General features: G+C 37.5%; 21 protein-coding genes. 2 read left to right on the top strand and 19 right to left on the bottom strand.

The window, feature by feature from the left end; genetic code table 11:
• Positions 1-54: 54 nt before the first annotated feature.
• From Q0E71_RS02920 to Q0E71_RS02865, 12 genes are all read right to left on the bottom strand, one after another.
• A complete protein-coding gene (locus tag Q0E71_RS02920) occupies positions 55-717 on the bottom strand; it encodes a TrkA family potassium uptake protein (RefSeq protein ID WP_294795829.1) in 663 nt (220 codons plus the stop codon).
• An 8-nt stretch (positions 718-725) separates the two neighbouring features.
• The gene (locus tag Q0E71_RS02915; RefSeq protein WP_294795827.1) at positions 726-2,069 is read right to left on the bottom strand and encodes a TrkH family potassium uptake protein; all 1,344 of its coding nucleotides are present in this window, start codon (positions 2,067-2,069) and stop codon (positions 726-728) included.
• 69 nt (positions 2,070-2,138) lie between these two features.
• On the bottom strand, positions 2,139-2,489 hold the full coding sequence (gene rplT / locus Q0E71_RS02910; protein ID WP_294795825.1) for a 50S ribosomal protein L20: 351 nt from the start codon (positions 2,487-2,489) through the stop codon (positions 2,139-2,141).
• 13 nt (positions 2,490-2,502) lie between these two features.
• Complete coding sequence (gene rpmI, locus Q0E71_RS02905; RefSeq protein WP_019214968.1) at positions 2,503-2,694, bottom strand: 50S ribosomal protein L35; 192 nt, start codon at positions 2,692-2,694, stop codon at positions 2,503-2,505.
• Between the two features lie 11 nt (positions 2,695-2,705).
• Positions 2,706-3,203 carry a translation initiation factor IF-3 gene (infC, locus tag Q0E71_RS02900; RefSeq protein WP_367116803.1) on the bottom strand — a complete coding sequence of 166 codons (498 nt, stop codon included), beginning with the start codon at positions 3,201-3,203 and terminating at the stop codon, positions 2,706-2,708.
• 227 nt (positions 3,204-3,430) lie between these two features.
• Entirely contained in the window at positions 3,431-4,972 is a 1,542-nt protein-coding gene (locus Q0E71_RS02895; RefSeq protein WP_294795822.1) for an ABC transporter ATP-binding protein, read from the bottom strand.
• Between the two features lie 184 nt (positions 4,973-5,156).
• The gene (locus tag Q0E71_RS02890; RefSeq protein WP_294795820.1) at positions 5,157-6,404 is read right to left on the bottom strand and encodes a YbbR-like domain-containing protein; all 1,248 of its coding nucleotides are present in this window, start codon (positions 6,402-6,404) and stop codon (positions 5,157-5,159) included.
• Positions 6,361-7,221 carry a diadenylate cyclase CdaA gene (gene cdaA / locus Q0E71_RS02885; RefSeq protein ID WP_294795818.1) on the bottom strand — a complete coding sequence of 287 codons (861 nt, stop codon included), beginning with the start codon at positions 7,219-7,221 and terminating at the stop codon, positions 6,361-6,363. Before cdaA ends, Q0E71_RS02890 begins: the two co-directional genes overlap by 44 nt.
• An 8-nt stretch (positions 7,222-7,229) precedes the next feature.
• On the bottom strand, positions 7,230-9,023 hold the full coding sequence (gene pepF / locus Q0E71_RS02880) for an oligoendopeptidase F (RefSeq protein WP_294795816.1): 1,794 nt from the start codon (positions 9,021-9,023) through the stop codon (positions 7,230-7,232).
• A gap of 14 nt (positions 9,024-9,037) precedes the next feature.
• The gene (locus tag Q0E71_RS02875; RefSeq protein ID WP_294795814.1) at positions 9,038-10,429 is read right to left on the bottom strand and encodes a penicillin-binding protein 2; all 1,392 of its coding nucleotides are present in this window, start codon (positions 10,427-10,429) and stop codon (positions 9,038-9,040) included.
• Positions 10,422-11,651 (bottom strand): FtsW/RodA/SpoVE family cell cycle protein, encoded by a 1,230-nt coding sequence (locus tag Q0E71_RS02870; protein WP_294795812.1) that lies wholly within the window; start codon positions 11,649-11,651, stop codon positions 10,422-10,424. Before Q0E71_RS02870 ends, Q0E71_RS02875 begins: the two co-directional genes overlap by 8 nt.
• Positions 11,652-12,071 (bottom strand): FHA domain-containing protein, encoded by a 420-nt coding sequence (locus Q0E71_RS02865; protein ID WP_294795810.1) that lies wholly within the window; start codon positions 12,069-12,071, stop codon positions 11,652-11,654. It lies immediately after the preceding gene.
• Positions 12,072-12,171: 100 nt separating this feature from the next.
• On the opposite strand from Q0E71_RS02865, the gene Q0E71_RS02860 reads away from it, so the two are divergent.
• Together Q0E71_RS02860 and Q0E71_RS02855 are read left to right on the top strand one after the other, a co-directional pair.
• Positions 12,172-12,612: a regulatory protein RecX gene (locus Q0E71_RS02860; protein WP_294795808.1), complete on the top strand. Its 441-nt coding sequence runs from the start codon at positions 12,172-12,174 to the stop codon at positions 12,610-12,612.
• Positions 12,612-12,875 carry a GIY-YIG nuclease family protein gene (locus tag Q0E71_RS02855; RefSeq protein WP_294795806.1) on the top strand — a complete coding sequence of 88 codons (264 nt, stop codon included), beginning with the start codon at positions 12,612-12,614 and terminating at the stop codon, positions 12,873-12,875. Before Q0E71_RS02860 ends, Q0E71_RS02855 begins: the two co-directional genes overlap by 1 nt.
• Positions 12,876-12,913: 38 nt before the next feature.
• Here the strand turns inward: Q0E71_RS02855 and Q0E71_RS02850 are convergent, their stop codons facing one another.
• The 7 genes from Q0E71_RS02850 to Q0E71_RS02820 are packed head-to-tail and all read right to left on the bottom strand — an operon-like array spanning position 12,914 to position 23,199.
• On the bottom strand, positions 12,914-13,294 hold the full coding sequence (locus tag Q0E71_RS02850; RefSeq protein WP_294795804.1) for a hypothetical protein: 381 nt from the start codon (positions 13,292-13,294) through the stop codon (positions 12,914-12,916).
• Positions 13,295-13,354: 60 nt separating this feature from the next.
• On the bottom strand, positions 13,355-14,731 hold the full coding sequence (locus Q0E71_RS02845; RefSeq protein WP_294795802.1) for a hypothetical protein: 1,377 nt from the start codon (positions 14,729-14,731) through the stop codon (positions 13,355-13,357).
• Complete coding sequence (locus tag Q0E71_RS02840; RefSeq protein WP_294795800.1) at positions 14,715-16,127, bottom strand: cell wall metabolism sensor histidine kinase WalK; 1,413 nt, start codon at positions 16,125-16,127, stop codon at positions 14,715-14,717. The genes Q0E71_RS02845 and Q0E71_RS02840 overlap by 17 nt, the downstream gene beginning before the upstream one ends.
• Positions 16,111-16,803, bottom strand: coding sequence for a response regulator transcription factor (locus Q0E71_RS02835; protein WP_294795798.1), 693 nt, complete (start codon positions 16,801-16,803; stop codon positions 16,111-16,113). Before Q0E71_RS02835 ends, Q0E71_RS02840 begins: the two co-directional genes overlap by 17 nt.
• Before the next feature lie 5 nt (positions 16,804-16,808).
• The gene (locus Q0E71_RS02830; RefSeq protein ID WP_294795796.1) at positions 16,809-19,736 is read right to left on the bottom strand and encodes an exodeoxyribonuclease V subunit beta; all 2,928 of its coding nucleotides are present in this window, start codon (positions 19,734-19,736) and stop codon (positions 16,809-16,811) included.
• The gene (locus tag Q0E71_RS02825) at positions 19,736-22,249 is read right to left on the bottom strand and encodes a PD-(D/E)XK nuclease family protein (protein ID WP_294795794.1); all 2,514 of its coding nucleotides are present in this window, start codon (positions 22,247-22,249) and stop codon (positions 19,736-19,738) included. The genes Q0E71_RS02830 and Q0E71_RS02825 overlap by 1 nt, the downstream gene beginning before the upstream one ends.
• Complete coding sequence (locus Q0E71_RS02820) at positions 22,246-23,199, bottom strand: RluA family pseudouridine synthase (RefSeq protein ID WP_294795792.1); 954 nt, start codon at positions 23,197-23,199, stop codon at positions 22,246-22,248. The genes Q0E71_RS02825 and Q0E71_RS02820 overlap by 4 nt, the downstream gene beginning before the upstream one ends.
• Between the last annotated feature and the right edge of the window lie 44 nt (positions 23,200-23,243).

Here is a 23,243-nt window from a genome sequence, read left to right as displayed (position 1 = left end):
TTCTTTAAGGAATTAATTAGCTTATAAATTTTGTTGTCCTTGGATGTAATCAGACTATTGCTCATTTTGAGAGTCCTTTTCCAAGGCACTTATATCGTCAACTTGACCAAGAAGTACTAAAACGTCTCCTTGTTCAAGACCCTTATCTGGTTTTGGTGACACATCAATCTTGTCATCGTTCTTAATAGCAATGACGTTAACGCCGTAAATGTTTCTTAACTTAAGATCAAGTAGGGACTTGCCTACCCATGACTTAAGTATCTTTACTTCGGCGATGGAGTAATCGCTAGAAAGCTCGATGTAATCAATGATGTTTTTGAATGTTAAGTTGTGTGCAAGCCTTGTACCCATATCTCTTTCTGGGAATATAATCTTGTTTGCACCTATCTTTGATAGTACTTTACCATGTGACTCGCTAGTAGCCTTGGCAATTATTGTCTTAATGCCAAGCTCTTTACAAGTAAGTGTAGCTATGATGCTCGCTTCAAGGTCAGAGCCTATGCTTATAACGGCAACATCAAAGTTAGATAAACCTATCTCCTTAAGTGCCATCTCATTTTTTGCGTCAGCTTCAACAGCGTGAGTAACATAGTCAGCTACTTCACTTATTAAGGCTGGGTCATAGTCAATCGCTAAGACCTCGTGGCCTATCCTTGAAAGCTCCTTTGAAAGTGCCATACCAAATCTTCCAAGTCCAATTATTACAAATGATTTCATATATCCTCCTATCCAACCATTAGGTTGCCTGGTGCGTTTCTAAAGTCTCTCTTCCTGTTTCTCTTAGCAAAAGCGTATGCCATAGTAAGTGGTCCAACCCTACCTATATACATAGTTAGAGTGATTACAAGCCTGCCAAGAGTGCTAAGCTTATCAGTTATGCCCGTAGTCAAGCCAACGGTACCAAAGGCCGATGTTGATTCAAAAAGCAGATTGATAAACTTGAAAGAGCTATCAGTAATAGTTAGTATGATTGCTGTTGAAAAAACTATAGCTAAACCAATTAAAAATATCGATACAGCTCTCTTGATCGTTTCGAATGGTAGTCTTCTCTTCAAGCAGTTAACATCTTCCTCGCCTTTTACTACGGATATGGTTGTCAGTACTAGACAAGCAAATGTTGTTGTCTTAACACCACCAGCTGTTGATCCTGGCGATCCACCTATAAACATAAGCATAATCATTGAGAATATAGTAGTCTCCCTGATTCTTGACATATCTACTGAGTAGAAGCCCGCTGTTCTTGGTGAAACGCTTTGGAAGATTGAGTTTGCTAGCTTTGTTGGGAAATTCATTGTGCCTAAAGTGCCTGGATTTGTTCTTTCAAATAGCAAAAAGCTTATTGTACCTATTGCTAAAAGTGATCCAGTCATGATAAGTACTACTTTAGAGTGGAGCGTTAACTTTCTTAGCTTGTCCTTTGCTAGTAAATCCGCATAGACAGTGAAGCCTAGTCCGCCTAATACAATTAATAATGATAGTATTAATAAGACATAGTAGTCATTTTGAAAATTAATTAATGAATCTCCAAATATATCAAAACCTGCGTTGCAATAAGCGCTTATCGAGTGAAATATGCTAAAGGCTAAGCCCTTTTCTAATCCAAATATTGGCACAAAGCGAAGTGCAAGTAGCAAGGAACCCATAAACTCAAGAAATAATGTATAGCCAATGACTTTCTTCATTAGCTTGACTATACCTTGAATTGATTCAGTATTTAGTTGCTCCTTAATCATAAGTCTTTCCTTGAACGATATCTTCTTGCCCATGATTATATAGCCGACCGTTGCTAGTGTCATTATGCCGAGGCCGCCAAATTGTATAAGTGTAATTATAACGACTTGACCAAAAGGCGTGAAGTCCTTCGCAGTATTAAGCACTGTAAGACCAGTTACGCACACAGCTGAAGCTGATGTAAAGAGACTATTTACATAGCCAATAGGGCTGCCACTAGATGAGGCTATAGGCAAGTTTAGAAGTACGCTACCTAGAAGTATTAAGGATAAAAAACCCAGTGCCAAAACTTGTGGCGGGTTCAATTTGTCTTTAAATAGTTTTTTTCTTATTTCCATATATCTATTTTACTACAAATCAAGAATTTTTGCCATATAGAAAAGAAAAAGTTCCCAAAATTGAGAACTTTAAGCATTCTTTGCCATATCAACTAAATTCTTAAAGCTTTCTTTATCATGAATAGCCATTTCGGAAAGCATTTTTCTGTTTATGTCAATATTTAATTTCTTTAAACCACCGATAAATTTGCTATAGCTCATATCGTTTTGTCTGCATTCAGCGTTGATTCTAGCTATCCAAAGTTTTCTGAAGTCTCTCTTTCTGTTCTTTCTACCAATATATGCATAGCTTAATGACTTCATAACTGCTTCGTTAGCAGTTCTATATAGCTTGCTCTTTGCGCCAAAATATCCTTTAGCTTGTTTTAAAACTTTTTTATGATTCTTTTTAGCATTTACTGCTCTTTTTACTCTAGCCATGTTTATCCTCCTACTACATTACCATAGAGTCGATTCTCTTTTGATCGCCCTTTGATACTAATGATCCTTTTCTTAAGTTTCTTACTCTCTTAGCAGATTTCTTTCCTGTTAAGTGTCCTTTGTATGCTTTGAATCTTTTTAATTTACCAGAAGCTGTTCTTTTAAATCTCTTTGCAGACGCTCTGTGTGTTTTCATCTTTGCCATTTCTATTCCTCCTAATTTTTATTATTTTGAATAACAGTCATCGACATGTTTCTACCTTCTAACTTTGGTGCTTTTTCAACCATTGCTTCAGGACCTAATAGTTCTAGAAATTGATCAAGAACTTCTCTTCCAAGCTCAGTGTGTCCCATCTCTCTACCTCTAAAGCGAACGGATACCTTAACCTTGTCTCCATTTTGAATAAACTTTTGTGTAGTTCTAACTTTAACGTTTAAGTCATGTTCTTCAATGTTTGGAGTCATTCTGATCTCTTTGATATTGATAACCTTTTGTTTCTTCTTTGCTTCCTTGTTCTTCTTTTGTTGCTCGTATCTGTATTTACCGTAGTCCATAACCTTACAAACAACAGGATCAGCGTTTGGAGAAACCATTACAAGGTCAAGTTTAGCAGCTTCTGCTATCTCTAAAGCCCTGCTGTTATCTACAATACCATATTGTGTTCCATCTTCTCCTATAAGTCTTATCTTCTGATTTCTAATCTCTTCGTTGATTAGTAGCTCTTTAATTGTTTACACCTCCATTAAAAAAACGGGCATGAAAAAATGCCCGTACAATACAATTAATTAACCTTATGAACAACCGGTTATAAGGTGAGAAAGCATTTTCTTCTTGATAATTATTCTTTACTCATATAGTATATACTCATGCAGAGCATTTGTCAAGTACTTTTTTTTGATTTTGCAAAAATATTTTCTATGACAATTGCATAAGAGTCATACTACTCATTTATATTAACATTAATAAGACCACTTGTCAAGTCGTCGTGACTAATGATGAAGCATATCCTTTCATCTCTAGTCTTATCTAGGTAGTCGTATATCTCTTTCGTCGATTCCTTGTCAATGTTTGAGCATATCTCATCCAAAACGAGTACGTCAGGATTTTTTAGTAAGGACCTTGCAAATGATATCTTTTGCTTTTCTCCTCCAGATAGATTTGAGCCGCCCATAAGTATCTCGTCATCTAAAGATTTTTTCTCAAGTATGGATTTTATGAATTGATTTTCTTTTAAATCAATGTGGCTGCCGTCATCAAAGTCAAGTAGAAGGTTCTTTCTTAGTGAGCCATTAACTATAGGCGCATTTTGAACGACATATTCAATGCGATCTCTTATGTCTTCGTTCTTGCACTTCTCTATGTCTATGCCATTGACCTTAATTATTTTAACGTCTCTAAACTTAACTAGGCCCTTGGCAAATGTGCTCTTGCCGCTACCATTGGCACCGTTTATCCTAACTATGTCGCCCTTCTTAAGCTTTGCCTTTGCATTAAAATCAAGTTTCATGTCTTTGATATTTATGCCGCTAACATCAAGCTCTATATCATTAATCATATCAATTGCTTCAGCTCCATCGGCCTCTTTATTAGCGATTAGTTCTTTTTCAAAATCTTTAGCTATATCAAAATTTCTCTTTTCGATATTTGAATTAGTTATGGTCGAGACATTGGCAAAGTAAAGTGGGAAGATTAAAGTAACAAGTATGATTGAGTAAATGGAACTGCTATGCGCCATGTAATCATAAACAACAATTAGTAGTAGAAGCGTTTTTATAATCTCGTTAACGCCTTCTAAAACTACTGTCATTGACTGAGCATACTCGTTGACGCTCGCCATGCTACCATAAACTTTTTCAGTCGCTGGCTCTAATTTATTGTAGATCACAGATCTATCAGAAAGCTGCTTTACATAGTCAACCTCTTGTACATAAGAAAGTATTTCTTGAAAGCCCATGCCAGTCATCTTTTGCATCTCTTCAGACTTTTTCTTTAGCTTCTTATTTAATAATTTATATCCAAAATAGTTTATAGGCAGAGCTAAAAACATTATCAAGGCTAAATACAAATTTACATTTGCGATTAAGATTAAACATACTAAGGCAACTAAAAGCGAAGAGAATATCTGTATATAACCATTCATCATAAAGGAGTAGATGCTATTAACAGAGATTGATGCCCTCTCTAATAGGTTCATAGCGCCCTTTTCGATTATGCTATCGTAGTTCATATTGAAAATGTTTTTTATGTATGAGATAAAATTGCCTTTATTATACTCTTTCGCAAACTTTTCTCTAAATATTGTGAAGAGTATTGTAAGCAGTTTTGATGCAAGTATAAGTAAGACTATGAATACTATCTTCTTCGTATCAAGCGGCGTGCCATTTGCCTTCCACAGCTGAATGAATATAGGCGCAAGTAATGCTGATATCGATGAACATAGTATCAAGATAAACATGATTATAAAAAATTTCTTGTACTTCATAAGATCCTCCCTTGTAATGATTTAGCAAAATAAATTCTTCTTGACTATATTATACCACCCCACCCTAAAAATATACAAGCAATATTTTAATCATAAATAAATCTTATACTTTGCTCGTTCATTATAAGTCTTTCTTATATATAGGCAAAAGAAAACTGAGTAATCTCTTACTCAGCTCCTTATATTAATTATTCTTACTTACAAAGTCTAGGCTAATCGCGTTATTAAGTATTTCTATATACTCACTATCGCTTACTAGCTCAAGCCTTAATTGCTGCTTACCTTCAGTCGTTACATTTGACGCATCCGCTTTAAGCTTAAATGTCTCTTCGTCTATCTTGTCCAAAATTGACTTATATCCCTTTAATGTCAAAGTGATATATTCTTCATTAGTATCGCTTAGCTCTAAGTCATCTTTTAGATTTGTTAGCTCAAGATTAGCTAGCGGCACTTTAATTTCTCTTTCAGCCTCTTCTTCTATCTCATATGTTACGGATATATTTACATTCTCATCAAGAAGAGCAACGCCTTGAGGAAGTATAGGCTTAACTATTAATTCGCCTTCCTTAGGCTCGACCGCATCGTTAACCTCTATCTTCTCAGTCTTAATCGAACTGATAGCGTCGAGACCATCTTGCCCTTTAATAACTATCTTTTGTGGACTAGTCTTGATATTTACAATTTTGTAATTGCTTGGCAGATGGCTTACGAAGTCAGTCTCTATATTAACCGACTTTGTCTTATCTATCTGTGCATTGATATTAACCACTTGTGGATATAGACTCACTTGGTCTATTTGATTGTCCTTGATGTCAACTGCATACAATTTACTTGATATTGTAAATGGTTTATCCTTATTAGTTAGATCAATCTCGGCTATGACCTTATCAACTTTTGCTAAATAGCTTTCTGGTCCAGTTAGCTCAACATTTTCAACGTCCATCGATAGATCTGACAAAGCATGATTTTCTTTTATCTCGCCCTTTTGTCTTATCTCTATAGGCTTCTTATATGATTCAACGCTGTCAAGGTTAAATAGTACCTCATTTGGTCCTACTGATGTGACTTGAAGCGTATTGTATTGACCGATGATTTCGGCTTTGACAGGTATCCTAACTTGGCCTGCATCGTAGCCCCTGAAGTCAATGGCTGCCTTGATATTGTTTTCGTTAATATTATCAAGTTCGCTCTTCTTACCCTTTACTTGAACTGTAACTTTTGCCTCATTTGGGCCTAAGTTAACAAGCTTAGTGTTATTAAGGTATTCAACATTTTTAAATGCTACGTTAATATTTCTATATGTCCTTGTTTCTTCTGGATTGACAAGTCCCATAACGTAGTACCAAAGGAAGATGGCAACGATGACTGAGACTATCTTTGCAATGATATTACTCTTGTTCTTGATCTTGAACTTCTTCATCTTGATCTTCATCTTTTGCCCTCCATTTAAATAATGCTTTATCCTCGCTACTTTCTGGTAAATAAACGCTAAGTAGTTTCTCTCTAAGTGTGTTCTCATCTAGATATCTTGAGATAACGCCTTCTTCTGCTGTAGATATTGCTCCTGTTTCTTCTGACACTATAACTGCAAGTGCATCACTCATTTCAGTTACGCCAAGCGCCGCCCTATGTCTTGTGCCTAGCTCTCGCGGAACGTTTTGATTATCTGTTAGCGGCAAGAAGCATGCAGCGGCTCTTACCTTATCTCCATTAATGACAACCGCCCCATCGTGAAGAGGTGTGTTCGGTATGAAGATATTGATAAGCAAGTCGCTTGATACATATCCTTCAATATCGGTTCCTGTATCAACTATCTCATTAAGACCAGTTTTTCTCTCGATAACGATAAGCGCGCCTATCTTTTGTCTCGATAGTGATAGACAAGCGTCAACTATCTCATTAACTGTTCTTGAAAAATTTTCCTTTTTAAAATCGGAAATGGATTTAGAAAAGAACTTCATCCTTCCTATATACTCAAGTCCACGTCTCAATTCTGGCTGAAATACAACAACTAAAGCGATTAAACCTACATTGAATAGGTTTTCGATAAGCCACCTAAGTGTATATAAGTGGAATACCTCACTTAGCTTGGTAACTATAAGCAAGGCCAAGAAGCCTTTGGTTAGCTGCTCAGCTCTTGTTTGCTTAACAAGCTTATATAGTTGATATATTATTAGCGCGATTATAGTGATGTCGATAAGGTAGCTTAGTTTAAAATTTACTAATAGATCGCTAATTTGCTTGAACATAGTTCCTCCTACATAAGTTCTTCAAACTTATCCATGAACTCGTTAAATGTATCTAAACTGTTTAGTATTGGGTCCTTAGTAGTCATATCTACGCCAGCTTCTTTAAGTATGTCGATTGGGTACTCGCTTGAGCCCTTTGACAAGAAGCCAAGATATTTTTCAACTGCTCCTTCTTCTTTTGAAAGCACTTTTCTAGCAAATTCAGTTGCGCAGCTGATGCCTGTTGAGTATTGGAATACGTAGAAGTTGTAGTAGAAGTGAGGTATTCTAGCCCATTCGTACTTGATTTTGTCATCAACAACTACATCGTCACCATAGTAGAACTTATTTAAATCGTAGTAAGTCTTGTTTAAGAAGTCCGCGTTTATAGTGCCGCCTTCTTGAGCGTATTTGTGAATAATATTTTCAAATTCAGCAAACATCGCTTGTCTGTATAATGTAGTTCTAAATGATTCAAGATAATTGTCTATGAAGTATAATTTTTCTTCTTTAGTCTTAGCATTGTCAATCATGTAATGAGTTAATAGTGTTTCATTCATAGTTGAAGCGATTTCTGCTAAGAATATGCTGTAGTTAGCGTATTGGATCGGTTGAGTTGTGTTTGTTAAGTATGAGTGCATTGAGTGCCCCATCTCATGGCAGCATGTGAATAGTGAGTCAACTGACTTATTATGATTCAATAAGATGTATGGATAAGTGCCCTTAACGCCTGATGAGAAGGCTCCGCCTCTTTTGCCCTTTGTTTCATAAACGTCAACCCATCTTGAATGATATCCCTTATAAGCAATGTCTTGATATTCTTTGCCAAGAGGAGCGATTGCTTCTTTTATAATTTCAGTTGCTTCTGGATAATCAATTTCAAATTTTAAGCTGCTAAGCATAGGCATGTAGATATCATACATGTGTTGCTCTTTAAGTCCCATGTATTTCTTTCTAAGCTTCATGTATCTATGAAGGTAATGAATCTTGTCATGAACTGACTCGATTAGATTGTCATAGATCTTTTCATCAACAGCATTCGCGAATAATGCAGCTTCTCTAGCACTCTTGAAGTTTCTTACTTCAGCTCTGAAAATGTTTTTCTTAACTGCTGCCTTTAATGTAGCCGCAAGCATATTGATATGGTCAGCGTAATTGTCATAGTATGTGTTGAATGTATTTTTTCTTAATACTTCATCATCTGAAGACAATAGCTTAGTGAATACGCCTGGGCTTAGTGGATGCATCTTGCCATCTTTATCAGCTACTGAATCAAATTTTAAATCAGCGTATGAGAACATTTGGTAGATGTCATCTGGTGCGCTATATAGGTCACCTGCTTTAGATAGAAGTGCTTCTTCTTTTTCACTTAAAGTGTGTGCTTCGTATCTAAGTATGTCTTCGAAAGTCTTTCTGTACTCTTCAAGGCCTTTTTCTTCAGCAATAAAGTCTTCAATCTTCTTTCTTCCTAATTTTAATATTTCAGGTGATTCAAAGGCTAAGCTAGTTGAGAACTTAATATCAGCACTTTGCGCCTTACCTATAAGTTCTTGGCTCTTAGTATCTGTAGTGTCTTGTGAAAATTTTAAGCTTGCATAAACATAAATTAATTCAAGTCTATGAATTAAATCATATTTTAACTTAGTGAATTCATATAAAGTCTTAGCGCTTTCACCAAGCTTTCCTTCATAGTCACTTAGCTTTGTAAAGTCTTTGCAGAAGCTATCATATTCTTCAGCCCACTTTTCATCGCTTTCAAAGATTTTTGTCAAATCCCACTTAAATTGTTCGTCAATTTGATCTCTTGTTTTTAATTCGTCCATATTAACATCCCTTTCTATTTATTATAATTTTTTATTAGATAATCATTTATCATCTTAGTAATGCCTTGCATTTGATAGCCCATCTTTCTTTGGTCTTCACTCACAACGCAGATACTGTAGTCAAGCTTATCAGACTGGATAAAGCTTACGAGCCAAGCGTTGTACTTACCCTTACCAAGCTCAGCAGTACCAGTTTTGGCACCTATTGTAAAGCCCTTTCTTTGTAAGGAGCTTGCTGTTCCAGTCCTTGCTGTCTCTATCATCGCCGCTTTAACCTTATCAGCGTCCTCTTTCTTGCCTATGGTCTTGTATACTTCACTCTTAGTTGATTCAAGCAAAGTGCCCTTATTGTCCTTGACCATCTTGACTAAATAAGGCTTCATCATAACGCCTTCCTTGCAGATGGCACTCGTCGCCATAAGCATATTGAGTGGACTAACGAGTATCGAGCCTTGGCCAATGGCGTCAGACGCAATCTCAGTTTTGCCGGCGTCTCTATTTAGCTTTGACTTAGCAAAAACCAAATCAAAATCAAAGTTCTTATCGATGTAAAACTCTTCAATCGTATCAAAAAATTCATCCTTATCCATATTCATAACTTTATTTATAAAATATGTGTTAATGGATTTGCTCATGGCAGTGTTTAGATTGACCTCACCATATTTATTGCCGCCAGAGTTTTTGAATATATATGAGTCAACTGTCTCCTTACCTGTATCTGTGTAGCTTAGGTCCTGCTTTGACTTAAGTATCGCCATAGCACTAACAAGTTTAAATGTCGATCCCGGTTGATATAGGCCTTGCGTTGCTCTATTTAGGAGCTCGCCATTATTTGAGTTAACAAAGTCGTCCCAGTTTTGGTCAATGGTGGATGGATTAAAGCCAGGGTTTGAGTGCATTGCAAGTATCTCTCCAGTCCTGTTGTCCATAACGATGACGGCGCCTTTTTCCTTAGCAAAATTTTTCTCAATAAGCGCTTCTAAATTGTTATCTATAGACAAAACTAGTGACTTACCAGCTCTGTCGTTAAATATCTTTCTTATGTCCTTGAAATAGTCGTCCTTGTCAGTGCCTGTCAAAACGTCATTAAAGGTGCTTTCAAGACCTTGCTTACCATACTTTTTGCTAGTATAACCAATGACGTGCGAGTACCTTTGTCCAAATGGATATACCCTAGTCTTTTCTTCGCCTTTTACCTTTGTTTCGGCAAGGACCACGCCATTCCTATCGTAAATATTTCCTCTAATAACGTTCTCTTCGTCGACCCTATTCCTTCTATTGTAAGGATTGTTTTTAATGTCCTTTGCCAAGAACAGTTGGAAATATGTCAAGTAGACTATAATCCCAAAGAATGCCGTTAAAAATATTAGTAGTGAAATAATAATTCTCTTATTCGTCCTATCCATCGACTTCACCTTCTATGCTTGAAAACTGCACCATGGCTAGTACTATGAAAGACGCGAGGATCGATGTGCCTCCATAGGCAACGAAGGGCAAGGTAACCCCTGTCAGTGGTATTAGCTTAAGTACGCCGCCTAAAATCAGTAGCGACTGAATTGAGAATAATACCGCCGAGTTGAAGCTCAGCGCCTTGTAGAATGTGTCATTCGACTTTAGTGATATCTTAAACATTCTTGATATTAGCATGATGAATAGCATTATGATTGCGATACCAACCAGTGTACCCATCTCCTCGCATATAGCTGCGAAGATAAAGTCGCTTGTTGCAACGGGTATAGTGTTTGGCAGCCCTAGTCCGATGCCTGTTCCGATGAAACCACCTGAACTGATGGCGAAGAGCGACTGTGTTATTTGAAGGCCGATGCCATCCATATAGTCCCATGGATCTATAAAGCTTAGTACCCTTATTCTTACGTGGCTAAATAGCTTGTAGCTCACGACGCTCATAACGACTGCTAAAATCAGATTCACATACTTTATATATTTTTTCTTCTCAAAGACAAACTCGCTAAACATCATCATACCGTAGATAATAACTGCTGAGCCAAGATCCCTTTGCAAGAAGAAAAACATTATGAAGCTATATGAGATAAGTGTGAATATCTCTGGACCAAACTTGATTGAGGCGTAGCGCTTATAATTTTTATAGTAAATCGCCTGCAAGAATATATAGAGTATCTTGATGAACTCACCCGGTTGAAACCTAATCTTGCCTATCCTTATCCAGTTTCTCGCCCCATACTTTGTCTTGCCAAAGACAAGCGTTATTATAAAGAGTATGTAGATGAGTGCCAAGACTAGGAAAAACATCTTATCAAATTTATTTTTCATTGCCGTCATTATGAAGATGGCTAGATAAAAAACAACTATGCCTAAACTTATCCATATGATTTGTCTAAAGCCACTTGCCTCATCAAGCCTTAATATTTCGAAGGTCCCTATTGAAAATAGCATTGAGACTATAAGGTTTAAGTAGCGGTCCGCCTTTGGTGATATCTTTATAAGCAAGATATTTAGTAAATAGATAAGTACAAGTACGCCAGTCGTATAATATATAAAATTTTTAGTTGGTTTCATGTCTTTGTAAAAGAAGAATAAACTTAGTTCAAGTATTACAAACATGAAGACCAATAGTAAAGGCCTTGATATGTTTACTTTCTTTTTCATTTATATCTCCCTATTAACAAAAACAAATCTAATGTCATTAAGCTCAATGATGTCGCCGTCTTCTAAGATGACTTCGTCCTCGATCTTAGTTCCATTGACATAAGTCCCGTTCTTACTATCAAGATCCGTTAAGTAGTACTCTCCCTCGTCCTCTTCGATGATGAAGTGGTTCTTCGATACAAACTTGTAGTCAAGCCTTATGTCCGAGTACCTATCACGGCCAACGCTTAAACTCTCTCTGATTGGATATATCTTGTCCTTCTCCTCGTCATCGATAAGCATTAAGTAAGCGCCCTTCCTCGAGACTTGAGTAGACTTAATGTCTTGAAAAATCATCTTCGCTATTTGAAAAACGAAGGCATATATAATTATGATGAATATATATTTTAATATCATAGACAGTATTGAAAAAAAGTCCACAGCTTTCACCTCACCTTTATTTTATCACAAATCAATAGTTTTTGCTATGGATATTGAAAAATATTTACTAATCTGTTAGAATTAATTATAGAGGTGTATCATGAACGAGAAAGCTTATAACTATGCAATTAAATATTTGAAGAACATTAAGACGAAGAAAGATGTCTACGATTACTTGATCAGGAAAGGCTTCAGCGATGAAGAAACGAGTGAAGTATGTGACTACATAGAAGAAGTGGGCCTTGTTGATGACGATTTATACATAAAATTTTTTGTGGAAGATAGTTTTCGTATTAAGAACAAAGGCGCGAGAAAGATAGTCTACGAACTAAAACAAAGAGGCATCGATGACGATAAGATTGAAGAAGCGATAGAAGAAGCAAGTGATATGGAGTATGAAGCGCTTAAAGAGGCTTACGAGAGAAAGCTCGAAGCGACTAAGAGCGAGACTGATCCATACAAGAGAAAGAACAAGATCATTCGCTTTTTAATAAGCAGAGGCTTTGACTACTCCGACATAAAGGACATAGTCGATTTATAATGAATAAGCTTTATTATATATACATGCTTAGGTGCAAGGACGGCTCCATCTACACCGGCTACACTGATAATATTTATAAGCGCATAAAAAAACATAGGAGCGGTAAGGGCGCGAAGTACACAAGAGGCCGCGGCCCATTTGAGCTGGTTCATTACGAGAGCTTCCTCACTAAGGAAGAAGCGATGCAAAGAGAGGCAGCGATTAAAAAGCTTACGAAAGAAGCTAAATTAAAGTTAATAGAAGAAGACGCAAAAAAAGAGTAGGCAAATCTGTCTACTCTTGTATTTTTATATGATCTACTCTATTTACTTGTTTCTTCACTCTTAGCTTTTGTACTTACTCTGGTCTTCCTTGACTTTCTCCTCTTCGCCATCGACCCCATCGCTATAGCTACAAAGAGTGATGTAAATGCCGCCGTTAAGGATATGATGGCAAGCTTCATATCAACGATTGACGCTTGCAATATGCTTCTCTTATTGCCCTTTAATAAAACTACAGCAGCAAATATTATTAAGCCTATAGTCGGTATATACTTAACAAACTTATACTTAATAAAGGCTATGTGCAAAAATAAAACTAAAACAGCAAAGACAAGTGCAACTATGAATAGAAGCGATGTCTCTGTCATATATGGTTTTACTTCTGTAAGTATTTTTTCTAAAATTGATTTTATAGTACCCATTACTTCACCTTCGCTATGATTACTAATTATACTACATATGAGCCCTATTTGCAAGCCTAATTATTTTATCTTCTTCGCACCAAGCGAGATAAATTTTTCTTTCCACATATCGCCGTATTGGCCAAGTGCCCACTCATTCATTATTATCTTTGAGTTTAAGTCAATGGAGAAGATCTCGTCCATAATCTCGTCTCTATATACACTGTAGGCAGCGAGCGTCTTGTCCTTATATATCATGACCATGGACTTGTTTGGCGCACTAAAGGCATCCTTAAGCTTAGGAAACTTCTCTTTCAAAGTCTCGTAATTGAAGTAGAGCTCGTCGAAGCGCACAAGATTTTTATTTGGCTTCTTCATGACGTAGCTGTCCTTATATAGGCCCGGATACTTCATGTCATAGTCCCTCTGCTTAAGTATCCAGTAGCCATTGTTCCTCTCAACAGTTAAGTTCCTCGCATCGTTTAAGCTGTTTTTAAACTCATCCATCTTATAAGTCTTTGTATTATCTGTTTCGCTCTCATCTATTAGTTCACGGAGAGCGGCTTTATTGTTTTGGCTATAATTATCTAAGAAATATATGCCTATGTCGCCGTTGTCCCTAAGCTTTGACTCTATCTCATATGAGAAATAATCGTTGCCAACGAAGAGTATCTTTCTCATCCTATCAAGCGCTTTTTCGTTTTGCCCATCATAAAGCACAAGCGATTCAAATGTATTGACATGATCATTAATAACTAAGAAGTCTTCTTGATAGGCGCCGTCCTTTTCAATTTTGGCGCACTCAATCCTCGCAAAGCCATCGCGCCTTGGTACTAGTAGGTAATCAAGCTCATAAGCCTCGCCCTTGTATGGCTGCATATATATGGTCTTATAAGTCGATACACCGTCTTTGTCCTCTCTAAGACCTAGTAAAAAGCCTATATTCTCATCTACAGCTTCACTAGCATCAGCTTCAGTGCTATCAACAAGAGCAACTAGCTCCTTCATATGCACTTCATCAAGTGCCTTGTCAGTCTTAGTAAGCGTGTAAAGGTACTTGCCTAGCTTAATCATCATCTTGTCCTCACTTATGATGAGGTCGTATCTGAAGCTATCATCTTCGTAGATTGAGTAAACATCTGCATCAAGGCCACCCGTATCATTAAGCTCTATCTTGTAATTAAAGAATAGATAGTCCTTCAAAGATACTTTTCTATATTTAGTTTTGGCGTCTTTGATAACGTCGTTACCTATAATGTAGTCATCGTCACTGATGTAGATGTAGTCGTCTACCCTAAGTGCCGCGTCGACCTCTTTTTGCTTTTCTTCGACGTCCTTTATCTCTTTTACTTGCCATACGCCATATAAGTCTGGGTTTGCTACTGTATTTTTTGGCGCACATGAAGTGAGCAGCAAGGCCAATATTACTAGGCTTATCAAGCTAAGAATCTTTTTCATCTTTAATCTCCTTTGCTAGCCTTACAATAAACTTAGTACCTTCGCCCGGCTTTGACTCAACGCCCACGCTTCCCTTATGAAGCTCCACTATCTCCTTGACTATGGCAAGGCCAACGCCCGTATGTGACTTAGATTTTTTGCCTGCATAAAACTTTTCGAAAATGTATTTGATCTCGTCATCATCAATGCCGACGCCTTCATCTATGACCTCGATAAAGAAATTATCCTTATCTTGATATAGATTTATGGTGATAAGACCATGCTCTTTATTGAACTTAACTGCATTATCAAGAAGATTAATCATGACCTGCTTGATCCTATTTTCATCGCCATAATAAATGTAGGAGGCGTCAGAGACATTAAGCTCGATTCTCTCCTTGTTCTTCTCTAGCTTTGGAAATACTTGCTTAGTAATGTTCTCAACACAGATTTTTAAATCGAAATAATCTTTATTAAGTGAGATCTTTCCTGAGATAAGTCTTGAAAAATCAAGTAACTCTTCTAGTAATGAGCTAAGTCTTTCGCTCTCGCTAATCAAAATGTCATGAGCAAGCTCTGTCGTCTCTTCATCGAGGTCGCCGTCTTTAAGCGTATATGCCCATCCAGTTAATGATGTAAGCGGCGTTCTTAGCTCATGAGAGATGTTTGCGATGAACTCATTCTTAAGCTCGTCATGCTTGATAATCTCGTCTGATAGCGTGTTCATGGCGTTTGATAGCTCACCTATTTCATTTTTCAAATCAAGCTTGGACTTCTCCTTGTAATTGCCCTTAGACATGCGCCTAGCTATCCTTGTTAAATACTTAATTGGATTAACGATAGAATCACTTATAAAATTAGAAATAATAATACATAAAAACAAGACTAAAAGGCTTATTGCCGCTATGATGATAGATAGTTTACTAGTAAAATCATCAACTTGCCCTAAGCCGAAAAATAATCTTAAATAATATATAGGCTCCTCATTATGCTTGACAGCCGTACTAACAGTTAGGACTCTCTCGCCGCTAGCCGAGTCACGTCCTATCCATGTCGCACTGCCATTACTAATAAGAGCATCAATCTCTGGAACGGCAGTGTACTTATATCCTTCCGAGTCAAATAGTACAGTGCCGTCAATGTCCAAGATCTCAAGCCTTTGATCGATATTGTTGTAGAAGAGGTTTGGATGCTGGTTAATCGCTTCCTTTATCTTGTCATTGCTTGTAAAGCCGTAAAACTTCTTGTCGTAATCGACATACATATCCAAAGTATCTTTCGCGTTCTTTATGGTTTGCTTATAGTAAAATCTCTTGAACATATATGAACTGAATATATTTATCAGCACAAGCGAGATAAAGACAAGCAAGATGAAGTTTTGCATCAAGCTCTTCTTCAAGCTATTCTTTGTATTCAAACGTAAATCCCTCTCCCCAAATAGTTTTTAAATGTTCAGGATTTGATGGATCCTTCTCTATCTTCTTTCTAAGTCTAGATATATTGACGTCGACAAGCTTAGTATCCATTAGGTAGTCGTAGCCCCAAACGGTTTTGACTATATCCTTTCTCTTCACAAGCGTATTTGCATTTTCAATTAGATACTTAATTATGCCAAACTCAGTTGGCGTTAGCTCAATTAAATTGCCATCGACATAAAAATCTTTTAAGTTAAGATCAATTCTAAACTTGCCAAGAACGATTTCATTCTCTTCCCTCTTATTGTCTGTGATAAGTCTTCTGCTAATGGACTTGATCCTTAAAATAAGTTCTTTCGGGTTAAATGGCTTTGACAAGTAATCGTCGGCGCCTGATTCAAAGGCGTTTATCTTGTCAATGTCCTCGCTCTTTGCAGTCAGCATGATGATGGCCATGTGTGGATAAACTTCCCTAAGTATCTTTAGTAGCGTCACTCCATCCATCTTCTCAAGCATTATATCAAGGACTGCTATCTCAAAGCTTTGCATTTTGCACGCTTCAAGCGCCTCCTCAGCGCTTGGAAAGTCGCTGACAAGGTAGCCCTCCTTCTCTAAATTTATCTTAACAAACTTTCTTATAGCCGCTTCGTCTTCGACTAATAGTACTCTGTAACTCATATAATCTACTCCATATCGATTAATTTATCTCTTGATAGAAGGAATAACTTTGCTCTCGCCTCTTTTTTGAATATAGTCCTCGCAGCCTCCATATACATTGCCATTTGGCTAGCATATATGCTCTTGGCGCTTGTCTCGTCAAGGCTAGTAACTTTGTAGTCGATTATTAGGGCGTGGTCATCGTATACATCCACTCTATCAATAACTCCTGTGTATATTATATCATCTTTAGTATAATAATACTCGAATTCTTTATATGTTTTGGCATTTGTAACTGTTTTGTAAAACTTTTCATAGTTTTTCGCGCATATCATTAAGACTTCCCTTTGCTTTTCGCTAAGCTTATAGCACTCTGCCGTCTCTCTTAAGACCTCATCAAAGTCCTTGCCCTCATACGCCTCACAAAATCTGTGAGCCGCTGAGCCAAGATTTTTATTGTCATTACTAGCTCCTTCGATAAGGTCACGCTCATCATCATAGACCTTAAATGTATTTGCGCCGAAGTCATATGCGTATGCAGCACTCGATGGCAATGGTGCATATGGGCTCTTCCACTTAATCCCTTCTCTCGTAATAAGGTCCTCGTCGCTCATAGTTATTTCTTCTTTATCTATAGAGAGTTCTCTTTCAGTAAAGTCAGGCTCTTCACTTATAGCGTCGAGCTTATCTATATATGGAATAAAACCGCTCTTACCGCCAGTCTTATAAACGATGAGCTGCTCCTTCGCTCTCGTTAGCATTACATATAGGTTCCTTATCTTTTCTTCTTCATATAAGTCCTTGTCATTTGCTTGCGCCTCTTTGAAATTCGAGTAAAGATCTTTAAATCTTAAAAAGATTTTATCATCAGCAAGTCTTGCAAAAAGAATATCTGGAGATCTTTTAAAAGCCATTTGCGCGCAGATAACGACCTTAGCCTCAAAACCTTTTGCCTTGTGTATGGTCATGATCCTTACTATATCGTCTCTTTCGCTGATGTATGATGGCTCTGGCGCGCCTTTCTCGCGTAGCATAAGTAGCTTATCTGCTAGTGCCTCAAAATTCGTTTCGCCCATCTCATAGTAAGCGCTTATCCTATCTAAAAAGCTGCGGACATTAGTGTAGGCTTGGGCGCCTCTCTTCCTTATAAGTAGCTTCTCAATATAATGAGTCTCATCAAAGAAGGCTTTTAATACCTCATCAAGCCTTTGCTCGTCCTTCATTTGCACGTACTTTTCAAGCTCTTCCTTGTAATATTTAAAGCCATCTCTATCCTTTGCTAAAAATATTTCATCGTCATCGATGGCATAGAAGTTCGATCTAAGCAAGGCAATTAATGAAAGTTCATCCTCATATTTAAGATAGTGAATAAAGTTATATATGTCTTCCATTTCATCGCGCTCGTTCAGTGCCTTATTCGCCGTGTTATATACAGGCACCTTCGACCTCTTTAGCGCCTTTTCTATGGCAGCCGAGTCTCTATTGGCACGCACCAAGATAACTATGTCGCCAAAAGAGGTTCCTTGCGCATGCAAGTCCATAATCTTGTTGGCAATGGCAGCCCCTTCGAGCTCTCTATCGTTTTTCTCAATGTATTTGATGCTTATTACTTCACTATTATTAATATCGCCCTTAAAAATTAAATCTTCGTAGTCATGTATCTCGTCCGCAAATAGTTTATTCACGCTCGAAATAATTTTTTCGCCAGTCCTATAATTTTCGTTCATGCTTATGGCTGTGGACCTAGTATCATTTAAGAAGTCTTCCTTAACTGATTGATATAGACTCACGTCCGCGCCTCTAAATGCGTAGATGGACTGCTTAAAGTCACCAACGACGAAGAGCCTGTCTCCACCAAGCGCCTCGTTAAGCAGATAATAAATTTCCTTTTGTATTGGCGACGTATCTTGAAACTCATCGACCATGATGTAGCTAAGCTTATTTTGAAGCGTCTCGCGCACTTCATCGTGCTTAAGAAGGTCTCTAAAAAGAATCTCTAAATCGTTAAAATCAAGTGCCGCCTCTTTCTCTTTAAAGCTCTTGTACTTTTTGTGAGCGCTTTCTAATAGAGTGAAGAAGACTTCGTAGCGACTAAGCATACCCGCTTCAAGAGCTTTAAGTACATAAGAAGCGCTTTCTATGATGGCATCGTAGTACTCTTTCTTTTTTGCGTTTACACCGATATTATAAGCAAAATCATTAAGCAGATTTAAATCAAGCTGCTCTATCGGCATATCGCTTAAAGCGTCTAAAGAGTCTTTATGTTTATCGATAACGCCATATAGCTTTGAATTTTCTTTTAAATCGTCCCTCACTTCATTAATGGCATCACACATCTTACTAAGAGCAGTTCTTATACTATCTTCATCATATATAGAGCCTACATAATTCAATGTGTTTGAGCGCAGCTCAGCAATGTCCATGCCCCTAGTCTTATTAATTATGCTCTTAAAGCTATTAAGAAAATTATCGTCGTAGTTCTTATCAAGTGCCTTGAATAGCTCTTCGTAATTTTTCTCATCAAGCGCCTCTCTCACTGCTCTATCAAGTAGCTCATCCGCTTCGTCCTCTTCAATGACTTTTGCGCGCGGATCAATATTTGCAAGTAAAGGAAAGGCCTTTAGCATCTTGAAGGCAAATTGATGAACGGTCGAAACATTTGCTGAGGGCATATTATTGTAGTAGCTCTTGAAGCTCTCATCAGTCTTTGCCTTCTCGTAGATAAGCTTTGCTACCCTCTCCTTAAGCTCGTTACTGGCCTTCTTTGTAAATGTGATGGCAACTATCGATGAAAGCACTTCGTCAGGCCTTATTCGTGAAAAGTCGCCCTTTTCTAGGATATTTACAAATCTATTGACAAGGACAGTGGTCTTACCAGTTCCGGCCGAGGCGTCGAGCAAAACGTTCTTATCTATTGTATCTACAGCTAATTGCTGCTTTTCATTTAAGTTCATTACTCTCTCCCCTTCTTGCACATGCATCTATAATCACAAAAGGCTAGGCATTTTTCTTTACTTGCCTCGTCAATGATATTAAAGCTATAAGTCTTAAGCTTTTCAATTAAAGACCTTATCTCTTCTTCGCAAGCATCGGCATCAGCCTTTTTAATATCAAGCTTGCCATTAAGCTTAGTCATAGTAATGAAGGCCGCGTCAATATCCACCCCACTTGGCTTATAGTAGAGTGCATAGGCCGATAGCTGAAGACTATCTTTATTGATGTAATTGCTCTTTTTGTAGTCAAGTACAAGGATCTTGCCAGACAAAGTATCCTCGTCGACCCTATCGATCTTGCCCTTAATCTTATAACCATCTACGTCAATAATGATCATCTTTTCTACTTCTTTTACGATATAATTCGAATTTTTCATTCGCTCTTCATCAAAGACGATAAAGTCCTTGATATAGCTCTCGATATTTTCAAGTTCAAAGCCATAAACATCAGCGTATTCATTAGTTTTTTTAATCATATTCATGGTCCTAACTAAAAGAGCCTCATCATAGATGACCTTTTTCCCGATAAAGTTTCTGTAATAAAGCTCCAAAACTTTATGCATGTAAGTCCCGATGTTTCTCGCCTTCATATCGACCTCGGCGGGCTCTATGCCATAGATATAGCCAAGGAGCGCCGCATATGGACAGGTCTTGAAAGTCTCTAAAAACGATACAGTTAATTTATTTTTCACAAAATCGTCAACGACGCTCATGGCTGAGTAGCTCTCAAGCTTACCGTTATACTTCGAGATGACGCCCTCTGCCCTAAGCTTATTGATTTCGTCGTAGTTAATGAACTTCGCTGGGCCAATATTTTTGTAAGCGCTAATGAATTTCTTTTGTTCATCGCTCGTAGCAAGTGAGGCGCTCTTCTCGATAGCGCCAAGGCTCTTCACGCTTATCCACTCGTCAATATGAAACTCATTAAAGAAGGATGAGGCGCCTTGATCTGCGTCCGAACTTGTTCTTGCCGAGTAAGTCATAGTGATTTTTTCATCAGCTGCCTTAAAAAGTTTTTTCATCAAGTTCTTCGATAGCCTCGACATCTTTTCTTTCTTGTCAAAGCCAGTCTCTGCGTAAATATTGTCAAGCAAAAAGTTTTCGCTCATGCTCTTTGGAAAGCTATCCATGTTCATGCCGATTATGTAAATCAGTTTATAGTGCCTTAGCGTATCAAAGTCAGCTGAGTATATCGATACGCCAAAAGGAAGTCTGTCCTTTTCTCTGTAAACTTCATATTTAAATGCTAATTTGAGTAGCTCGATCCACTTCTCTTTGCTAATGGCCTTGCCATAGATATCTTCGATTGCGGCGATTATTTTTTTAAACTTATCTAAGAGCATTTCATCAGCCTTGTAAGTTTTAATCAGTTCAAAAATCGATTCGCCCGACATATGGCATCCGCCCGACATATGGCATTCGCCCGGCATATCACTAATGCTCGTCATATGGCATTCGCCCGGCATATGGCATTCGCCCGGAATATCACTAGTGCTTGACATAAGGCTTTCGCTCGCAGCTATATCAGACAATAATTTATCTTGCCAAACTAAATCCCTTAAGTGAAATACACTGTTCTTGTTCACGGGTATCTCGTAGGCGCTTAGCATATCTGTTAAAGCCCTTTCCTCTGATTTATCCATAATGTAGATAAGAGCATCAGCATAAGCGTAGCCGTCCTTAAATACCTTTTCCTTAATATCAGTTAAGGCATAGTCAAGCTCGGCCTCAATTGAGTCCGCACGCACAAAATTTATTCCAGCTGTGTGGGTAATTTCTTCATTAAATAAATTTTTCGAAATTTTTTCAAAATGACTGTCGCCTTCATCATCAAGATAAAATTCATTTGCATTTTCTTTTAAGTAAGTGACTAGTTCATCCGAAGCAAAGTCCTCTTCTATAAAAATTTTTACATTTTTATCAAATTTTTTTTCCATCTCAATCAAGTGGACTAGCTTTTTACTAATCTCGTTAAAGCCGATAAAGTATATGGCCTTTGCGCCTTTTATCTTTAAGTCATCAAGCTCAACGCCTTCATTCATGCCAAGGTAGCCGCCCTTCTTAAGAAGCGCTTCGTAGTCTTCGTAAATCTTCTTGTACTCGCCGCCCTTTTCTAATAAGTCAATATCATTAGCGCTTGCGTCCTTAATCGCTTCGAAAATCAAATCCATATACGATGGATAGTTTAGAAATGGCATCTCGCCCTTGTTCATCTCAATCACTTGCTTAATGATAAGGCGCATACTAAGCTCAGATAGAAATTTGTAATTGCCCTTTGCTTCTCTTAGATAAAAGTCGTCTATACTCAGAACGCTTGTGTTTATGAGCATGCCAAGCCTCTTTAGTCCCTCTTGTACTATGAAGTCTTTGTACTCAGTATTTTTAGTTATGATTATGGTTTTGCCGCCCTCATCCATTGCTATCGCACTAAATAAGTTCCTCGCATCTTTATTCGTTTCATATACAGTAATCATTTGAACAAGACCTCCTTAACCTTATCATAAGCACTCCAGCTATTAGCATAAAAGTCTTTATTCGATAAATAGCTAAAGAAACCATCTAGCTCTGGAAAAGCGATTTTGTATGAGTACAAAAGCTGATTGTTAATTATATGCGCGAGCCTTGCATTAGTGGCCGCATCGCCATACTTCCTGTCACCAACAATCGGGTGCTTAAGCGTTTTTAGATGAAAACGTATTTGATGAGTCTTGCCAGTTAGCAAAAGCACCTCAAGCTCAGTAAAATTGTTTTTCATCTCCATGGTCCTAAAGTGCGTGATCATCTCAGCACCATCATCAGAGAGCTTCATCATATTCTTCTTCTCGTTCTTTTCGTAATTCACTTCAAAAGTTTCGTCCACATCAAAATTACCTTTGACAATGGTTTTGTAATACTTATTAATCTTTCTATCTTTGATAAGCTTAGTCATCTCTTTAAGTGCTTCGTAGTTTTTGCAGCCAATCAAAAGACCCTTAGTGTTCCTGTCAAGCCTATTGGCAAGGGCGGGTCTAAAAGTATTTTCATTGCGAGGAGAGAATTCTTTTTTGTCTATGAGATACTTTATAAAGCTATCGACAACGTTCTTCTCAAAGCCATCCTTAGTGGCATGACTTAATACACCCTCATCTTTATCGATGATGGCAATGTTTTCATCCTCATAAACTATATTCAAGTCAATGATGTTGGGGTTAAACTTCTTTGGCGCTTCGGTAAATTTCTCGAAAGTCTCGTCCGAGAAAAATACTTTGATGACGTCACCAGTCATGACTCTTTCATCACCACTCGCCTTTTTGCCATTCAAAACTATATTTTTCTTCCTAAGCATCTTCATGAGGAAGGACTTCGTCGCGTTTGGAAAAAATTTCACAAGGAATCGATCTAGTCTTTGATCGTTATCATTTTCATTAATTTTTATCTCTTTCATCATTTTCACCTTTTATTTTGCTATAATATATGATATAATTATAA

It is taken from the genome of uncultured Fenollaria sp. (genome assembly GCF_934202865.1).
GTDB lineage: Bacteria > Bacillota > Clostridia > Tissierellales > Peptoniphilaceae > Fenollaria.
This window is presented reverse-complemented; position numbering and strand designations above follow the sequence as displayed.